Raw genomic sequence first — 14,350 nt, 5'->3', positions numbered from 1 at the left:
TGCGTCAGGCGGCCCTGCGCAGCCGGGGTCGGAGCGCGGGGGCGGGCGGCGCCTGTTGCGGGAGCTCGACCGGCTCGGGCGTCTCCCGCGGAGCCTCCTCCGGCATCGGCGCCTCCTCCGGCTCGAGCGCCTCCTGCGGGACGGCCTCCTGCGTGTCGACGACGCTGACGCCGTGCTCGGTGACGCCCAGCACGTAGCGGATGCCGCCGAACTCGGCCACGACGAGCTGCGCCTTCCCGCCGAGCCCCGAGCGGGCGACCACGGTGATCCGCTCCGGCGAGGCGCGCGGTGCGCTCCGGGCCGGGAGCAGGGACTGCAGCCGGGCGAGCCGCTTCGGCAGGAGTCCCGCGAGCGGCGAACCGCCCGCCTCCTGGCCATCCTGCAGCCGGCGACTGAGCCACCACAGCAGCCCGAGCACGGCGGCGAGCGAGACGATCACGCGCAGGGCGACGAGGAGGTCGGCCATCACACGTCCTCGGCGGTCTCGAGGATGCGCTCGACGCGCACGGCGAAGTCGCCGTCGGCGACGACCACGACGCCGTGCCCGATGAGCCGCCCGTTCAGCTTGATGTCGGCCGGCGACCCCGCGGCGCGGTCCAGCTCCACGACACGGCCGGGCTCCAGCGAGAGCACGTCGCGCACCGGCATCCGCGTGCGGCCGATCTCGACCACGAGCTCCATCTCCACGCCCGCGATGCGGCTGAGGCCGCCGGGGGCCGCGCGCCCTGCGCTCACCCGCTCGTCGTCGACACGCACCGCCGCGCGCGCGACCACCCGGCCCTCCGCGCTCACCAGGTCGAAGACCTGGGTGCCTCGCACGGTGAAGGCGTCGGCGGCGGCGACGGGCGCCGGCTCACCGAGGGTGCCGGCGCCGAGCACGGCGACCGCGGCTTCGAACACCGGGTGCAGCCGATCGGCGAGCGGCCGCGTCGCCGAGCCGTCCTCGAGGAGGTCGGGGTTCTCGACCTGGATGGCGATGCTCGCGCCGGGCGTGCCCGTGAAGGCGACAGCCACCGCGTCGCCCGCCGCGCCGGGGTCGGTGGACGGCGTCGGGATGACGGGGAACCCGAAGGGGAGCTTGGCGGCGATGGCGGCGGCGATCGCGGTCTCGTGGAAGGTGCTCATCGGTTCTTCTCCTCGTGGATGGTGGTGATCGTGCAGGCGAGGCGCGAGCCGCGCGCGCCGGGCACGGCCCGGGCGATCGGCGTCGAGCCGGCCACGAGCTCGAAGGGCGTGGTCTCCGGGTGCGGCAGCCGCAGCAGGTCGCCCGGCGCCAGGTCGAGCACTTCCCCCGCGCCGATGGTGATCGGCGCGAGGCGGAGGGCGACCTCCATGGGCGTGCTCCTCAGCTGCGCGAGAGCGAGCCCGGCGGGATGGGCGGTGGCGGCGTCCGCGCCCGTCTGCGCGAGTCCGTCGATGACCGCGGAGGCCGGGAGCATGACCGTCGCCGTCGTCTGGATGTCGCCCAGGCGCATCGCGTAGCGGGCGACGACCACGGCCGCGCTGGAGGAGATGACCTGGAGGTACTGGGGGTTGTAGTGCACGCCGCCCAGCACCGGCTCCCCCGGCAGGAGGGGCCCGAGGCTCGCGCCGAGGTTCTCGAAGGTCTCGGCCATGAGGTGGCGGACGAGTGCCATCTCGATCGGGGTGAACGTGCGCGCCTCGGGAAGCGTCGTGCCCCTGCCGCCCATCATCTGCACGACCCACAGCAGCGCGCTGTCGAGGTCGAACTGCACGATGCAGGTCTCGTCGCGATCGGCGAACGACGCCGCCACCATCGCGGTCGTGGCGGGCAGGCTGTCGGCGTACTCGTCGTAGGCGACGAGCTCGACGCCTTCCAGGCTGAGGTGCGCGCGCATCCGGATCTTCGCCGTGAGCTGCGCCGACCACAGCCGCGCGAACGCCTCGAAGGCCGCCTCGAGCTGGCGGGTGTGCTCGCGCCCGAGCTGCGCCGGCCGGCTGAAGTCGTAGGGCTCGTACCGCGCAGCGGAATCGTCCACCGGGATGGCTGGGGTCATCGTGGTCTCCTCGGATGTGGTGGGCACGCGGCGTCAGCGCCCCTGCGTCGCTTCGGCGATGGCGGGGATCAGCGCCCGCACCTCGTCCTTCTCATCGGACTCGACGACGATGTCGACGCGCCGGTTGCGGGCGAGCTCGTCGGCGCCGTCGCCCTCGGCGATCGGCCGGGTGTCGGAGAAGCCCGTCGCCTTCACCCGCGGCCCGCCGATCCGCTCGTGCTCGACGAGGAAGCGCGCGACCTGCGTGGCGCGTCCTCCAGAGAGCTCCCAGTTGGTGGGGAACGGCGCGGCCGGGCTCCGATGGTCGGCGTGACCCTCGACGCTCACCTGGTTGTCGACGTCGGCCAGCACCCCGCCGATCGCGTCGAGCACCGCGTCGGCCTTCGCCGACAGGTCGGTGCTGTTGTCCGCGAAGAACGTCTCCGCGCCGACCAGCCCGACCTTCAGGCCGCGGTCGTCGATGACGAACTCCACCGTGTCCTCGAGCCCCTCCGCCGCAAGGGATGCGCGCATGCGCTCGCGGAGCTCCTCGAGAGATTCGTACTCGGCCGCGGCCATGGCCGCGAGGTCCTCGGGGTCCTCGTCCATGACGGCGTCGGGCGGGATCACGATGCCCTCCACGGTGTCGGCTCCGCCCTCGGTCACCTCCTGGCCGAAGCCGGCGCTCAGACTGTTCGCGAGCTGCTCGTACTTGCCCTTGTCGACGCTCGACATGGCGAACAGCACGATGAACAGGCACATCAGCACGGTCACCATGTCCGCGTAGGAGACCGCCCAGCGCTCGTCGGGCTCGTCGTGCCCGGTCTCGGCCGGCCTCCGTCTGCCGCCTCGCCGGGCTGTGCTCACGTGGCGTCCTCCGCGCGCTTCTCGGCCTTGCCCGCGCCGCGCTTCGGCTTCACGCTCACCATGGCCTCCAGGCGCTCCCTCAACAGGTGCGGGGCGCTGCCGGACTGGATGGCGAGCATGCCCTCGGTCACGAGCGTCATGCGCTCGATTTCCACCGCACCGACCCGGCTCAGGCGACCGGCGATCGGGTTCCAGATGAAGTTCGCCGAGAGCAGGCCCCAGAGTGTGGCCACGAACGCCGAGGCGATCATCGGGCCGAGGTGGTCGGGCTCGTCGAGGTTCTCGAGCACGTGCGTGAGCGACACCACGGTGCCCACGATGCCGATGGTCGGCGCATAGCCGCCCAGGGAGGAGAAGAACCGCGACGCGACATGGTTGCGGGCCGCCGTCGCCGCGGACTCGTCCTCCATGACCAGGCGCAGGTCCTCCGCATCCGTGCCGTCCGCGAGCGACTGCAGCGCCTGCCGCGTGAACGCGTCCGGCGCGCCCTCGAGCTCCTGCTCCAGCGCCAGCAGCCCCTCGCCGCGCGCCTTCTCGGCGTACCCGACGAGCACCGGGATGACCGCAGCGGCCGGCGCCTTCGCGCCCCGGACCATCCGCCCGAGCGAGGTCACGGCGAGGATGGTGTCGCGCATCGTGTGGCTCGCGATGCCCACGCCGATCGTCGAGCCGAGCACGAGGATCATGGGTGCGGGCAGCAGGAGCGCGCTGAGGTGCGCGCCCTCCATCGTGATCATCGCGAACAGCGCGCCGAACGCGGCCAGCACGCCGATGATGAATGCGGGATCCATCTCAGCCCTCCGCGGTCGCGACCGATGCCGCGGCCAGCACGCGGGCGCGGTAGGCCACGATCAGGTCGACGAGCTCGTCGAGGGTCTCCTGCACGACAAAGACGTGACCGTCGACCATGTGCAGCGTGGTGTCCGGCGACGCGTGCGCCCGCTCGATGAGATCGGGGTTGACGGCGAACCGGGTGCGGTCGAGTCGCGTGACGACGATCATCGGACCTCCGGGCTCTGCGCGGGACGGACAGGGGCGGCTCGGACTATCGCGACACCGAGCGGCCGGGGTAACCGGGAGGGCCTCCCGCACGCGCGGAAGGCCCTCCTGGTCGACATGCGGGATCAGCGCTTGAGCTGCGTGAGCTCCTGCAGCACCTCGTCGCTCGTGGTGATGATGCGGGCGTTCGCCTGGAAGCCGCGCTGGGCGACGATGAGGTTGGTGAACTCCTGCGACAGGTCGACGTTGCTCATCTCGAGAGCGCCGGAGACGAGACCGCCGAAGCCGGCCTGGCCGGCCTCTCCGATCTGCACCGCGCCCGAGTTGACCGTCGCGCGGTACGCGGTGCCGCCGACCTTCTCGAGTCCCTCGGGGTTGGTGAAGCTCGCCATGGCGATCTTCCCGAGCGTCTCGGTCTTGCCGTTGCTGAACGTCCCGACGATGGAGCCGTCGTCGGTGATCGAGTACGACTGCAGCGCACCCGCTGCGGCGCCGTCCTGCGCGGTGATGGCAACGGTCGACATCTCGGCGTAGCCGGTGACCCCCGTCAGATCGACGCTCACGCCGCCCACGGCGAGCACGAGACCGCCGACCTGCTCGCCGTCGTCGAAGCGGAGGCTGCCGGTGGCCCCGCTGGGGCCCGACACGTCCCACCCTTCCCCGGTTTTGGTGAAGGTGAGGCTCAGAGTCGACGGGGCGCCGGCCGCGTCGTAGACCGTGATGTCGCGCACGAGCTGCTCGCCCGCGGCCGCCGTCGAGGGCAGGTTGCCCGCGACCGTGGCGGAGGTGGTGGCGCGCGCGGGTGCGACGGCGTCCTTCGACAGCACGATGTCGCCGGGCGCCGCTCCCGTGCCGACCACGCCGTTCTGAGCGGTCCAGCCCTGCACGATCGAGCCGTCGGCGGTGACCATCTTGCCCGTCGCGTCGAACGAGAAGCCCCCGGAGCGGGTGTAGAGCGTCTCACCGCCCGAGCGGACCGCGAAGAAGCCGTCGCCGGCGATCATGAGGTCGGTCGGGCGCCCCGTCGACTGCGCCGAGCCCTGGGCGAAGTTCGTCTGCACGCCGGCGACCTGCACGCCGAGGCCCACCTGCGCGGGGTTCTTCCCGCCGACCTGGTCGTCGGGGATGCCCGGGTTGCCGATGAGCTGCGAGAGCGAGTCCTCGAACTGCACCGAGGAGCCCTTGAAGCCGGCGGTGTTGACGTTGGCGATGTTGTTGCCGGTGACGTCGAGCATCGTCTGGTGCGAGCGGAGGCCGGAGATGCCGGAGTAGAGCGAGCGGAGCATGGGGTTCTCTCTTCCTGGGGGTCAGTGGGTCGCGATTGTCGTCGTGGGGGCAGTCGTCGCCGGGGCCGGTGTCACCGGGGTCGGCTCCGCCGGGGCGGCGAGCCCGAGGATGGCGTCGAGCGGCACCGTCTGGTCGCCGACCGTCACCTGCGGCACGGGACCGTCGAAGGAGACCTTCGTCACCAGGCCGGTGGCGGTCTCGCCGTCGGCGCCGAGGTAGCTGGCCTGCTGACCGATCAGGGCGGCCGCGGCCTGGCGCATGCTGAGGGCGAACGCCTCGCTGCTGTTCTCGGTGAGCGCGGTCAGCTGCTCCATCGTCGCGAGCTCCGTGGTCTGCGAGATCATCGCGTTGGTGTCCATCGGACTGGACGGGTCCTGGTTGGTCAGCTGGGCGACGAGGAGCTGGAGGAAGACCTCGCTGTCCAGGGTCTGCTTGGGCGCGGCCGCGTCGGTCGCTCGCGCGTCGTAGGTCGAGCTCGTGGCGCTCACGGCGTCGATGGGCATGGGTGAGGCTCCTCTCAGGCGAAGGTGTCGAGGCCGGCGCCGCCGGCCGGGGCGAGGGGTGTCGGGATGGCCCGAGCCGCCATCCGCTCGGATGCCTGCGGATGGCGCGCGTCGGGTCCGGGTTCGCGCCGCGGCGACTGCTGTTCGCCCGGCCCTCCCCCGGTGCCGGACTGCGCACCGCGGTCCGCCGCGTCGTGACCGGCCGACGACCCGAGGCTGAGCGTCGCGTGCGGGAGCACGGCGGCGAGGTCGCGGCGCAGGTCTGACGCGATCGACCGCAGCGCGTCCCTTCCGGCGTCGGTGCCGCCGAGCAGCTCCACCTGGACCTCGCCGCGCGCGGTGATGTGCGCGCGGACGGTGACGGGCCCGAGCTCGTCGGGGTGGACGGTCATCGTGATGCGGTGATCGCCCGCCGGGCGCTGCGCGATGCTCACCACCACCGGCGACACCTGAGCCGCGAACGCGCGTGGCGTCGCGGCGTCGGGCGCGGGAGCTGCGGCGGCAGAAGGAGCGGCGGCAGAAGGCGCTGCGGAGGCCGGGGCGGCGGAGGCCGAAGCGACGGTCGCCCGTGCGGCGTCGACCGCTTCGGGCGTCGCCGTCGGTCCGTCCGCGGCGGGTCGCCCCGGGAGGAGGCGACCGGACGTCAGCGGCGGGAGTGCGGCGACCGCCGTCGAGGCGCCGGTCGCCGCGACGGCGGGCTGCGCCGCCGAGTCCGGTGCATCAGACGCCCCGCGAGCGGCGATGGGGTCGCCGCCGGTTTGCGCCGCCGGGGCTCCGTTCGCGGTGCGATCGCTGGCGACCGCCTCTCGCGGCACGGGGACGGCGGCACGTGCGGCGGGCGCGGTGCCGGTGTTCGCGGTGCCGGTGGGCGCGGTGCGGTTGGCCGGGTCCGCCGCGCTCGCGGCGCTCGCCGAGGAGACGGGCGCGAGGGAGGCGGAGTCCGCAGAGGAGGAGGCCTCGGGCATCGCCGCGGGCGAGGCGGGAGCCCCCGCGGTCGAGACCTCCGGCGCCGCGGGCATCCCGCGCCCCGGGATCGGAGTCGCGGACGCCGAGGTTGCGGACGGAGACTCCGTGGACGCCGCGGGTGCGGAGGCTGCGGGAGCGGTTTCCGCAGCGGTGGCCGTGGGGGCGCCTGCGGCGAGCGCGGCGAGATCAGGGCTTCCCGGTGCTGCGGACGCGGACGTCGTCGCGGTCGTGGTCGACGGCTGACCGGTGGCCACCGCGCCGCTCGTGGGGCCGGTGAGCGCCGGAGACGCGAACGGCGGCGATGCGCGCACGACGCCCTGATCCCGGCCGGCGGCCTCCGGCCCGAGGGACGTCGACGCGACGGCCGAGCCGGGGGCGGCGGGCGCGGCAGGCAGGGCCGAGGCGGTCACGGCCGACGACGAACGGGCCATCCCGCTCAACGCCTGCTGCTCTTCGCTCGCCGTCGAGCCGTCGGCGGCCCAGCTCCCGGGCGCCATGCCGCCTGCACAAACGAGATCGTGGCGCCAGCCTTCCGCCGCGGACGTCTCCGAACGGCCCGTCTCCTGCGCGCTGCTCTCCTCGGCGCTGCTCTTTGCGGCGCTGCTCTCCGCGGCGCTGCTCTCTTCCGGGCGGCCGCTCTCCTCGGATCGCCTCCCGTCCGCGGTCGCGGCCGTCGCATCCGCCGCCTGCTCGGCGCGGGCGAGCGCCGCCCCGAATCCCGCTCCGCCGTCTTCCCGCCCTCGCCGCTGTCCGGCGCCCGGGGAGGCGGCGGAGGGCGGGAGGATCATCCCGACGGCCGTCATGCGAGGAGCCCCGCGAGACTCTGCATCGACCCGGAGGAACCGGCGCCCGACGTGCGCGCGGCGAACATCGCCTGCATCGCGGCGATGAGCTCGGCGTCGCCGGTCGCGGAAGCCGGCGCGCCGGCCGCCTGCGCGACGACCGGCGGCGCGGTCACTGCGACCTCGGAGTCGGCGGGCACGACGCGGCGGATCGTCGCGATCTCGCCGGGTCCGTAGAAGTTGTCGACGATCTGCACGTCCTTGCCGGGTCGCGGCGCGTGCAGCACCTTCCCGTCGCCGATGTAGATGACGATGTGCCCCTCGCCGTGCGGGATGATCAGGTCGCCCGGCTGCGCCTGATCGAGCGAGGGCACCTCGACCCCGACGTCAGCCTGGTCCTGCACGACGCGCGGCACGTCGACGCCGAGGTCGGCGAACACGCGCTGCACGAGCCCCGAGCAGTCCATGCCGGTCTCGTCCTCGCCGCCGAACACGTACGGCACGCCCAAGTACTTCTCCGCCTGCTCGACGACCGCGGTTCCGGTCACGCTCCCGTCGCCCGCGAGGGGCGGCGCCGTCACCGTCGGCGGGAGCATTCCGATCGGCGCCGTGGCGCGGGGCTGGGTAGCCGCATCGAGCGCCGTCGCGAACTGCGCGGCCCCCGCGGTGGCGGGCTGCGGCGCAGCGGCCGGCCGCGCCTGCGCCGCGCGCGCTGCCGGATCGAGGGAGGTGATGCGGCTCTCGATCTCGCCGACACGGGCGATCACCGCCTCGACCCCGCTCATGCCGCGGACCCTTCGTCGCGCGCGGCCCGCACCACGGCGATCTCGTCGAGCGCCGTCTGCTCGGCGTGGAGCTCTGCCTGGGCGACCGTCGCGCGATGCGCGGATTCCAGACGCTCGAGCCCCTTCAGCTCGCGACGCGCGGCCACGTGCGCGGCCTTCGCCTCCTCTGCCTCCGCGCGACGCAGCTCGCTCAGCGTGCGGAGGTCGCTCAGCGCGCTGCGGCCGGCGGCGCGGGCCGCGGCGAGCGCCAGCAGGGTGACGTCGTCGGCGACCGCGCCGCCGGTCGCGGCCAGGCTCGACAGGGCCCGCTGCTCGGACGCCTCCGCCTGCGAGGCGGCTGCGCTCGCGCGCGAGAGCTGCTCGGCGGCGACGCGCTCCTGGGCGCCGCGCACGCGCAGCAGGCCGGCGAGGGGGAAGGTCATCGGGTCGCTCCTTCGAACTCGGTGGTGAGAGCAGCCAGGCGCTGCCACGCCTCCGCGGCGGGGGTGAGGTCGTCCATGCGCTGCCGCAGGAACCCCTCGATGGCCGCCTCATGCGCGATCGCGGCATCCACGAGGGGGTTGGCGCCCGGCTTGTAGGCGCCGATGTCGATGAGGTCGTTCGCCGCCCGGCGCGCCGCGAGCACGCTACGCAGCGCGACCGCGCTCTGCCGCTGCTCGGGAGAGGTGATCTTCGAGACCACGCGGCTCACGGAGCCGAGCACGTCGATGGCGGGGAAGCGCCCGCGCACGGCCAGGTCGCGGTCCAGCACGACGTGACCGTCGAGGATGCCGCGCGCCGCGTCGGCGATCGGCTCGTTGTGGTCGTCTCCGTCGACGAGCACGGTGTAGAGACCGGTGACGGAGCCGCGCGGCCCGGTTCCCGCGCGCTCGAGAAGGCGCGCGAGCACCGAGAACGTCGACGGCGGGTACCCGCGCGTCGCCGGCGGCTCCCCTGCCGACAGGCCGATCTCGCGCTGCGCCATCGCCACGCGTGTCAGCGAGTCCATCATGAGGATGGCGTCGGCTCCCTCTTCGCGGAACTGCTCGGCGATGCGCGTGGCGGCGAACGCCGAGCGCAGCCGCGCCATCGCCGGCTGGTCTCCGGTGGCGACCACGACGACGGAGCGGGCGAGGCCCTCGGGCCCGAGGTCGTCCTCGAGGAACTCCCGCACCTCACGCCCGCGCTCCCCCACCAGCGCGATGACGTTCACGTCGGCCGTGGTGCCGCGCGCGATCATCGACATCAGCGACGACTTCCCGACGCCGGAGCCCGCGAACAGGCCCAGCCGCTGACCGAATCCGACAGGCGTCATCGTGTCCAGTGCGCGGACGCCGAGCCCGAGCTGGCGCGCGATGCGCTGCCGGCCCATGGCGCTCGGCGGCTCGCGGTGCAGCGGCACGTGGGAGACGGTGCGCGCGTCCAACGGGCCCTTCCCGTCGATGGGGCGACCCAGGCCATCCAGCACGCGACCGAGGAGCGCGCGGCCGGTCGGCACGAGCGGAGCGGACGCCGCGTGGCGCACGCGTGCGCGCGCCCGGACCCCGTCGAGCGGATCGAGCGGCATGCACCGAGCGCGCGCGCCGTCGACCGCGACGACCTCGGCGTCGACGACGCGACCGTCCTCCGCGTCGATGCGCACGCGGTCGCCCGCCGCCGCCTCGACGCCGAGCACCTCGACCCCGAGGCCGACCACGGCCTTCACGACGCCCGAGCGCACGGGCCGCGCCGCGTGGAGCGCGCGGCTCCACGTCGCGGTGGCCCCGCTCATCCGGCCGCCCCGATCGCGGCGTCGTCCTCGCCGTGCACCGCGGCAGCCGCCCGAGCCAGCGCCGCGGTGATCCGCGCGTCGACCGCGCCGTCGTCCACCTCGACGATGACTCCGCCCGGGTCGACCGCGGGGGATGGGGCCAGTGAGACGTTCTCGGGGAGGCGCGCGGAGCGGTCGCCCGATGCGAGCGTCGCGTGGTCCCGCTCGTTGAGGAGCAGCCGCGCGCCGCCGGACGCGTGGGCGAGGCCGCGCCGCAGGGCGTGCGCGGCCGAGCGCGCGGGTTCGGCGATCTCCGCGCCGAGGATCACGCGCGCGAGTTCGACGGCGAGCTCCTCCACGCGCGCGGCGGAGAGCGCCGTCACGTCGGCGGTGCGCTCAGCGAGCGCGTCGCGAGCGCGGTACAGCGCCTCGAGAGCCGTCTCGGCCATCCGGTCGGCTTCGTCCTGGCGCCGCTGCGCGAGCTCGCGATCGGCCGCGAGCGCGCGCCGGCCCTCCTCGAGAGCGGTCCGCCGGCCATCCGCGTACCCGTCGGCGTACCCGCGCGCGCGCGCCCTGTCGGCCTCGCCGCGCGCGTCGACGGACGCGCCGCCGACCCGGGGCGGCACGAGGGGCACGAACTCCGCGTCGAGGGCCGACGCGAGTGGCCGGTCACTCAACGATCTCGTCCTCGTCGTCGCGCGAGAGCGTGATCTCCTCGGCGGCCTCGAGCTCGCGGATGATGCGGACGACCTCGGCCCGCGCCTCGTCGACCTGCCGCATGCGGACGGGGCCGAGGACCCGGGCCTCCTCCGCAAGGCTCTCGCGGTTGCGCTCGGTCATGTTGCGGCTGATGACCTCGCTGACCTGCTCGTCGGCGCCCTTCAGCGCGAGGGCGAGCACGCGCAGGTCGATGCCGCGCAGCACGCGCTGCGCGTCGCGATCCTCGAGGCGGGCGATGTCGGCGAAGGTCACCATGCGGCTGCGGATGTCCTCGGCGAGCGCCTGGTCCCGTCCCTCCAGGCTCGCGAGCAGCGCCTTCTCCAGCGCGGTGTCGGAGCGGTTGATGATCTCGACGAGCGGCTGCACGCCGCCGAGCGCCTCGTGGACGTCGCGCGTGGCGAACACGCCCAGCCGCGAGCGGAGGGAATCCGCGACCACGGAGATGGCCTCCTGCGTGGCGGTCCCCATGGTCGCGATCGCCTGGGCGACGTCGGTGCGCAGCGGGTCCTGCAGGGCGGCCAGCACCGCGGCGGCGCGGTCGGCCCGCAGATTGGCGAGGACCACGGCGACGGTCGTGGGGAGCTCGCCCTCGAGGATGGTCGCGAGCTGCGCGGGGTCGGCCGCGTTGAGGAAGTCGAAGGAGACGCCGCCCTGCGACATCGCCCGTCCGACGATCCCCACCGCCTTCTCGCGGCCGAAGGCGGTCTCGAGCAGACCGGTGGCGAGCTCCTGGCCGCCGCGCGAGGGGACGGCGCCGCCCGCCGCGATGCGGCGGTACTCCCCCAGCGCCTCGGCCGTGGCCGCGACGTCCACGCCGCCGAGCCGGGTGAGCTCCGCCGCAAGGACCTCCGCCCGCGCCTCGCCCAGGTGACGCAGCACGGCGGCGCTCGCGGCGCGGTCCATGTTGAGCAGCACGATCGCGGCCTTCCGCAGGCCGGTAAGCGGCGTCGCAGACTCGGGGCTGGACGCAGTGATCGCACGGGCGTCGAGAGTGGCCTGCTGCGCGTCGGCGATGCCGCTCATACCGCCGCCTCGTCCATCATGTCGATCAGGGCCGCGGCGGCGGCCTCGGGGTCGGTCCTCGCGATCTGGTCGACCTCGCGGCGCCGGCGCTCCACGAGCACCTGGACGGGCTCCGGCTCGTCCACGACGTCGATCACCTCGGTGGGCGCGAGGGCCGCGGGCGTCGCGCGCGGTGCGGGCTCCGGCACCGAAGTCAGCAGCACCACGTCATCGTCCGGCGGCAGAAGCGCCGACATGGCCGACTGCGCGACGAGCTCGTCGCCGCGGCGACGGCGACGACCGCGGACCGCCATCATGACCGCCAGGACGATCGCGGCGAGCACGATCGCGCCGCCGATGATCGAGGTGCGCAGGAGCTCGTCCTGACGGCGCGCCTCCTCGGCGGCCTCCGCCTCGGCGAGCGCGGCCGCCGCGGCTTCCGCTCCCGCCTGGCTGAACTCGACGAACTCCACGGTGACGCTGTCGCCGCGCTCGGTGTCGATGCCGGCGGCGGTCGCCACCAGCGCCTGGACCTGCTCGGCGGTGACGCCCTCCACGGCGTCGCGGTTCAGGGCGATACTCACGGTCTGCCGCGTGACCTCGCCCGACGGCGTCACGGTCTTCTCGGTGGCCTTGTTCACGGCATTGTTGCGCGTGGTCTCCTCGAGCTCGTACGAGCCCGCGCCGTCCTGGACGGGCGCGGCGATGTTGTCGGGGCCGAGCACGCCCGCCTCGCCGCCGGCGCCGCCGGAGTAGGTCTCGGTCTTCGTCTGCTCGGATGGCGCGAGCTCGCCCTCGGGGGCGGTGTACGTCTCCTCCATCCGCTCCGAGGTGGAGTTCGCGACGTCGGCGGCCACCGAGACGCTCGCGTTGCCCGGGCCGACGATCGTCTCGAGCATCTGCCCCACTGTCGCTGCGACCTTGCTCTCGTACTCCGTGGCCTGCTTGTCGGCGCCGCCGGTGAGACCGGAGCCGACCGCGGACAGCACATGGCCATCCTGATCGGTGACGGCGACGTCCTCGGGGCTCATGCCGGTGACGGCGGCGCTCGTCAGGTGCACGATCGCCTCGACCTGGTCGTCGTCGAGCGTGACGCCGTTCTGCGTGCGCACGAACACCGACGCCGTCGGGTCCTGCTGGTCGGCGACGAACACCGACTCCTCGGGGATGGCCAGCTGCACGCTGGCGGAGGTGACTCCCGTCATCGCGCCGATGGTGCTGGCGAGCTCGCCCTCGATGGCGCGCTTGTACGTCACGGACTGCTGGAACTCGCTGGCGGTCACGCCCATGTCGTCGAGCAGCGTGTAGCCGTCGCTCGAGTCCCCGGGGAGCCCGGCGGACGCCGCGGCCAGGCGCTGCGCGTAGACCTGGTCGTCGGGCACGAGGATCGTCGCGCCGCCCTCGGTCAGCTCGTAGGCGACGCCGGCGGACTTCAGCTGCTCGACGACGGCGGACGCGTCGGCGGCGCTGAGGCCGGTGAACAGCGGGCTCATCTGCGGCTTCGACATCCAGGTGCCCAGCGCGATCGCGCCCATGGCCAGCAGCGCGACGCCGATGAGCGCGATGGTGCGCTGCGCGACGCTGAAGCCGCCGACGACCTGCTTGGCCCGGTCGAACACGCTCGTGATCATCTTCGGCATGTCAGGCCTGCATCCTCATGATGTCGTTGAACGCCGCGACGCTCCGGTCGCGCACGGCGACGACGAGGTCGAGCGTGACGGAGGCGCGGGAGGCCGCGATCGTGGCGCGATGGATGTCGTCCAGATCGCCGGTGACCGCCTGGACGGCGAGCTCGTTCGACGTGGACTGCAGCTGCTGCAGGTTGTCGACGGCGCCGGCGAGGGAGGTGGCGAACGACGCCGCGGACGCCGGGTTGTCGGCGGGCGGGGCGGCGCTCGCGCTCTCGAAGCTCAGAGCGGACAGCCGGCTCACGCCGGCGGCTGCCACCGGGTCGATTCCGGCGGGCATCAGCTGCGCCCGATCTGGAGCGCGGCCTCGTACGTGGTCTTCGCACGGTCGACGACCGCGGCGTTCGCCTCGTAGCCGCGCTGCGCGAGGATGAGCATGCTCATCTGATCGCCGAGGTCGACGTTCGGGTACTGCACGTAGCCGTCCTCGTTCGCGTAGGGGTGCTCGGGCTCGTACACGAGGCGCCCCTCGGCCTCGGACTCGGCGATTCCCGCGACGTACGCCCCGGGGTCCTCGGTGCCCTCGGTGACCATGACGAGGCGCTCGCGGAACGCCTCCTGCCCGACCGGGGTGGCCGTGTTGACGTTGGCGATGTTGTCGCTGATGGCGTCGAGCCACTTGCGGTGCACGGTGAGCCCCGTGCCGGCGATGCCGATCGCGTCGAACGTCATGCGGATGCCTGTCCGATCGCCTTGGTGACGGATGTCGCCTGGCCGCCGATGGCCTGGCTCGCGAACTGGTACCGCAGCGTGGTGTCGATGTTCGACAGCGTCTCGGTGTCGAGGTTCACGTTGTTCTCGTTCAGCCGCGTGGGCTCGAGCGAGCGCTCCACGCTCGCGGGCACCGAGCCGTTTCCGGCGGCGACGGCCGCGCGCAGCTCGTCTTCGAATCGGACGCGCTTGGCCTGATAGCCGGGGGTGTTGATGTTGGCGACGTTGTCGGCGATGGCGCGCTGACGCAGCGACAGGCCATCCAGGGCGCTGACGAGCGCGTGGGCGGTGACGGATTCGAGCACGGCGGCACT

Annotated in this window: 18 protein-coding genes; all 18 read right to left on the bottom strand. The window is 73.8% G+C overall.

All coding sequences use genetic code 11. The features are described from left to right. Nucleotides 1–4 precede the first annotated feature (4 nt). On the bottom strand, nt 5–466 hold the full coding sequence (locus D7D94_RS01815; RefSeq protein WP_246171839.1) for a flagellar biosynthetic protein FliO: 462 nt from the start codon (nt 464–466) through the stop codon (nt 5–7). Further along, nucleotides 466–1,125: a FliM/FliN family flagellar motor switch protein gene (locus D7D94_RS01810; RefSeq protein ID WP_156240957.1), complete on the bottom strand. Its 660-nt coding sequence runs from the start codon at nt 1,123–1,125 to the stop codon at nt 466–468. The genes D7D94_RS01815 and D7D94_RS01810 overlap by 1 nt, the downstream gene beginning before the upstream one ends. Beyond that, nucleotides 1,122–2,018, bottom strand: a complete 897-nt coding sequence (locus tag D7D94_RS01805; RefSeq protein WP_156240956.1) for a flagellar motor switch protein FliM — start codon at nt 2,016–2,018, stop codon at nt 1,122–1,124. The genes D7D94_RS01810 and D7D94_RS01805 overlap by 4 nt, the downstream gene beginning before the upstream one ends. Nucleotides 2,019–2,051: 33 nt before the next feature. Continuing rightward, nucleotides 2,052–2,864: an OmpA/MotB family protein gene (locus D7D94_RS01800; protein ID WP_246171838.1), complete on the bottom strand. Its 813-nt coding sequence runs from the start codon at nt 2,862–2,864 to the stop codon at nt 2,052–2,054. Further along, nucleotides 2,861–3,655 (bottom strand): motility protein A, encoded by a 795-nt coding sequence (locus D7D94_RS01795; protein ID WP_156240955.1) that lies wholly within the window; start codon nt 3,653–3,655, stop codon nt 2,861–2,863. Before D7D94_RS01795 ends, D7D94_RS01800 begins: the two co-directional genes overlap by 4 nt. 1 nt (nt 3,656) lies before the next feature. After that, on the bottom strand, nt 3,657–3,866 hold the full coding sequence (locus tag D7D94_RS01790) for a flagellar FlbD family protein (protein ID WP_156240954.1): 210 nt from the start codon (nt 3,864–3,866) through the stop codon (nt 3,657–3,659). A 122-nt stretch (nt 3,867–3,988) separates the two neighbouring features. Next, nucleotides 3,989–5,149: a flagellar basal-body rod protein FlgF gene (flgF, locus tag D7D94_RS01785; protein WP_156240953.1), complete on the bottom strand. Its 1,161-nt coding sequence runs from the start codon at nt 5,147–5,149 to the stop codon at nt 3,989–3,991. 21 nt (nt 5,150–5,170) lie between these two features. Next, on the bottom strand, nt 5,171–5,653 hold the full coding sequence (locus D7D94_RS01780; RefSeq protein ID WP_156240952.1) for a flagellar hook assembly protein FlgD: 483 nt from the start codon (nt 5,651–5,653) through the stop codon (nt 5,171–5,173). A gap of 14 nt (nt 5,654–5,667) precedes the next feature. Continuing rightward, nucleotides 5,668–7,422 (bottom strand): flagellar hook-length control protein FliK, encoded by a 1,755-nt coding sequence (locus D7D94_RS01775; protein WP_156240951.1) that lies wholly within the window; start codon nt 7,420–7,422, stop codon nt 5,668–5,670. Next, nucleotides 7,419–8,186 (bottom strand): C40 family peptidase, encoded by a 768-nt coding sequence (locus tag D7D94_RS01770; protein ID WP_246171837.1) that lies wholly within the window; start codon nt 8,184–8,186, stop codon nt 7,419–7,421. Before D7D94_RS01770 ends, D7D94_RS01775 begins: the two co-directional genes overlap by 4 nt. After that, a complete protein-coding gene (locus D7D94_RS01765; protein WP_156240950.1) occupies nt 8,183–8,608 on the bottom strand; it encodes a hypothetical protein in 426 nt (141 codons plus the stop codon). Before D7D94_RS01765 ends, D7D94_RS01770 begins: the two co-directional genes overlap by 4 nt. Continuing rightward, nucleotides 8,605–9,936, bottom strand: a complete 1,332-nt coding sequence (locus D7D94_RS01760; RefSeq protein ID WP_156240949.1) for a FliI/YscN family ATPase — start codon at nt 9,934–9,936, stop codon at nt 8,605–8,607. The genes D7D94_RS01765 and D7D94_RS01760 overlap by 4 nt, the downstream gene beginning before the upstream one ends. After that, nucleotides 9,933–10,592, bottom strand: coding sequence for a FliH/SctL family protein (locus tag D7D94_RS01755; protein ID WP_156240948.1), 660 nt, complete (start codon nt 10,590–10,592; stop codon nt 9,933–9,935). The genes D7D94_RS01760 and D7D94_RS01755 overlap by 4 nt, the downstream gene beginning before the upstream one ends. Further along, complete coding sequence (gene fliG, locus D7D94_RS01750) at nt 10,585–11,658, bottom strand: flagellar motor switch protein FliG (protein WP_156240947.1); 1,074 nt, start codon at nt 11,656–11,658, stop codon at nt 10,585–10,587. Before fliG ends, D7D94_RS01755 begins: the two co-directional genes overlap by 8 nt. Further along, a complete protein-coding gene (fliF, locus tag D7D94_RS01745) occupies nt 11,655–13,277 on the bottom strand; it encodes a flagellar basal-body MS-ring/collar protein FliF (protein WP_156240946.1) in 1,623 nt (540 codons plus the stop codon). The genes fliG and fliF overlap by 4 nt, the downstream gene beginning before the upstream one ends. A gap of 1 nt (nt 13,278) precedes the next feature. Beyond that, complete coding sequence (gene fliE, locus D7D94_RS01740; protein ID WP_156240945.1) at nt 13,279–13,605, bottom strand: flagellar hook-basal body complex protein FliE; 327 nt, start codon at nt 13,603–13,605, stop codon at nt 13,279–13,281. Next, the gene (locus D7D94_RS01735) at nt 13,605–13,997 is read right to left on the bottom strand and encodes a flagellar basal body rod protein FlgC (RefSeq protein ID WP_156240944.1); all 393 of its coding nucleotides are present in this window, start codon (nt 13,995–13,997) and stop codon (nt 13,605–13,607) included. The genes fliE and D7D94_RS01735 overlap by 1 nt, the downstream gene beginning before the upstream one ends. After that, nucleotides 13,994–14,341 carry a flagellar basal body rod protein FlgB gene (locus D7D94_RS01730; protein WP_156240943.1) on the bottom strand — a complete coding sequence of 116 codons (348 nt, stop codon included), beginning with the start codon at nt 14,339–14,341 and terminating at the stop codon, nt 13,994–13,996. The genes D7D94_RS01735 and D7D94_RS01730 overlap by 4 nt, the downstream gene beginning before the upstream one ends. Nucleotides 14,342–14,350: the final 9 nt, after the last annotated feature.

Origin of the sequence: Microbacterium oryzae (genome assembly GCF_009735645.1) — a bacterium.
Taxonomy (GTDB): domain Bacteria; phylum Actinomycetota; class Actinomycetes; order Actinomycetales; family Microbacteriaceae; genus Microbacterium; species Microbacterium oryzae.
This window is presented reverse-complemented; position numbering and strand designations above follow the sequence as displayed.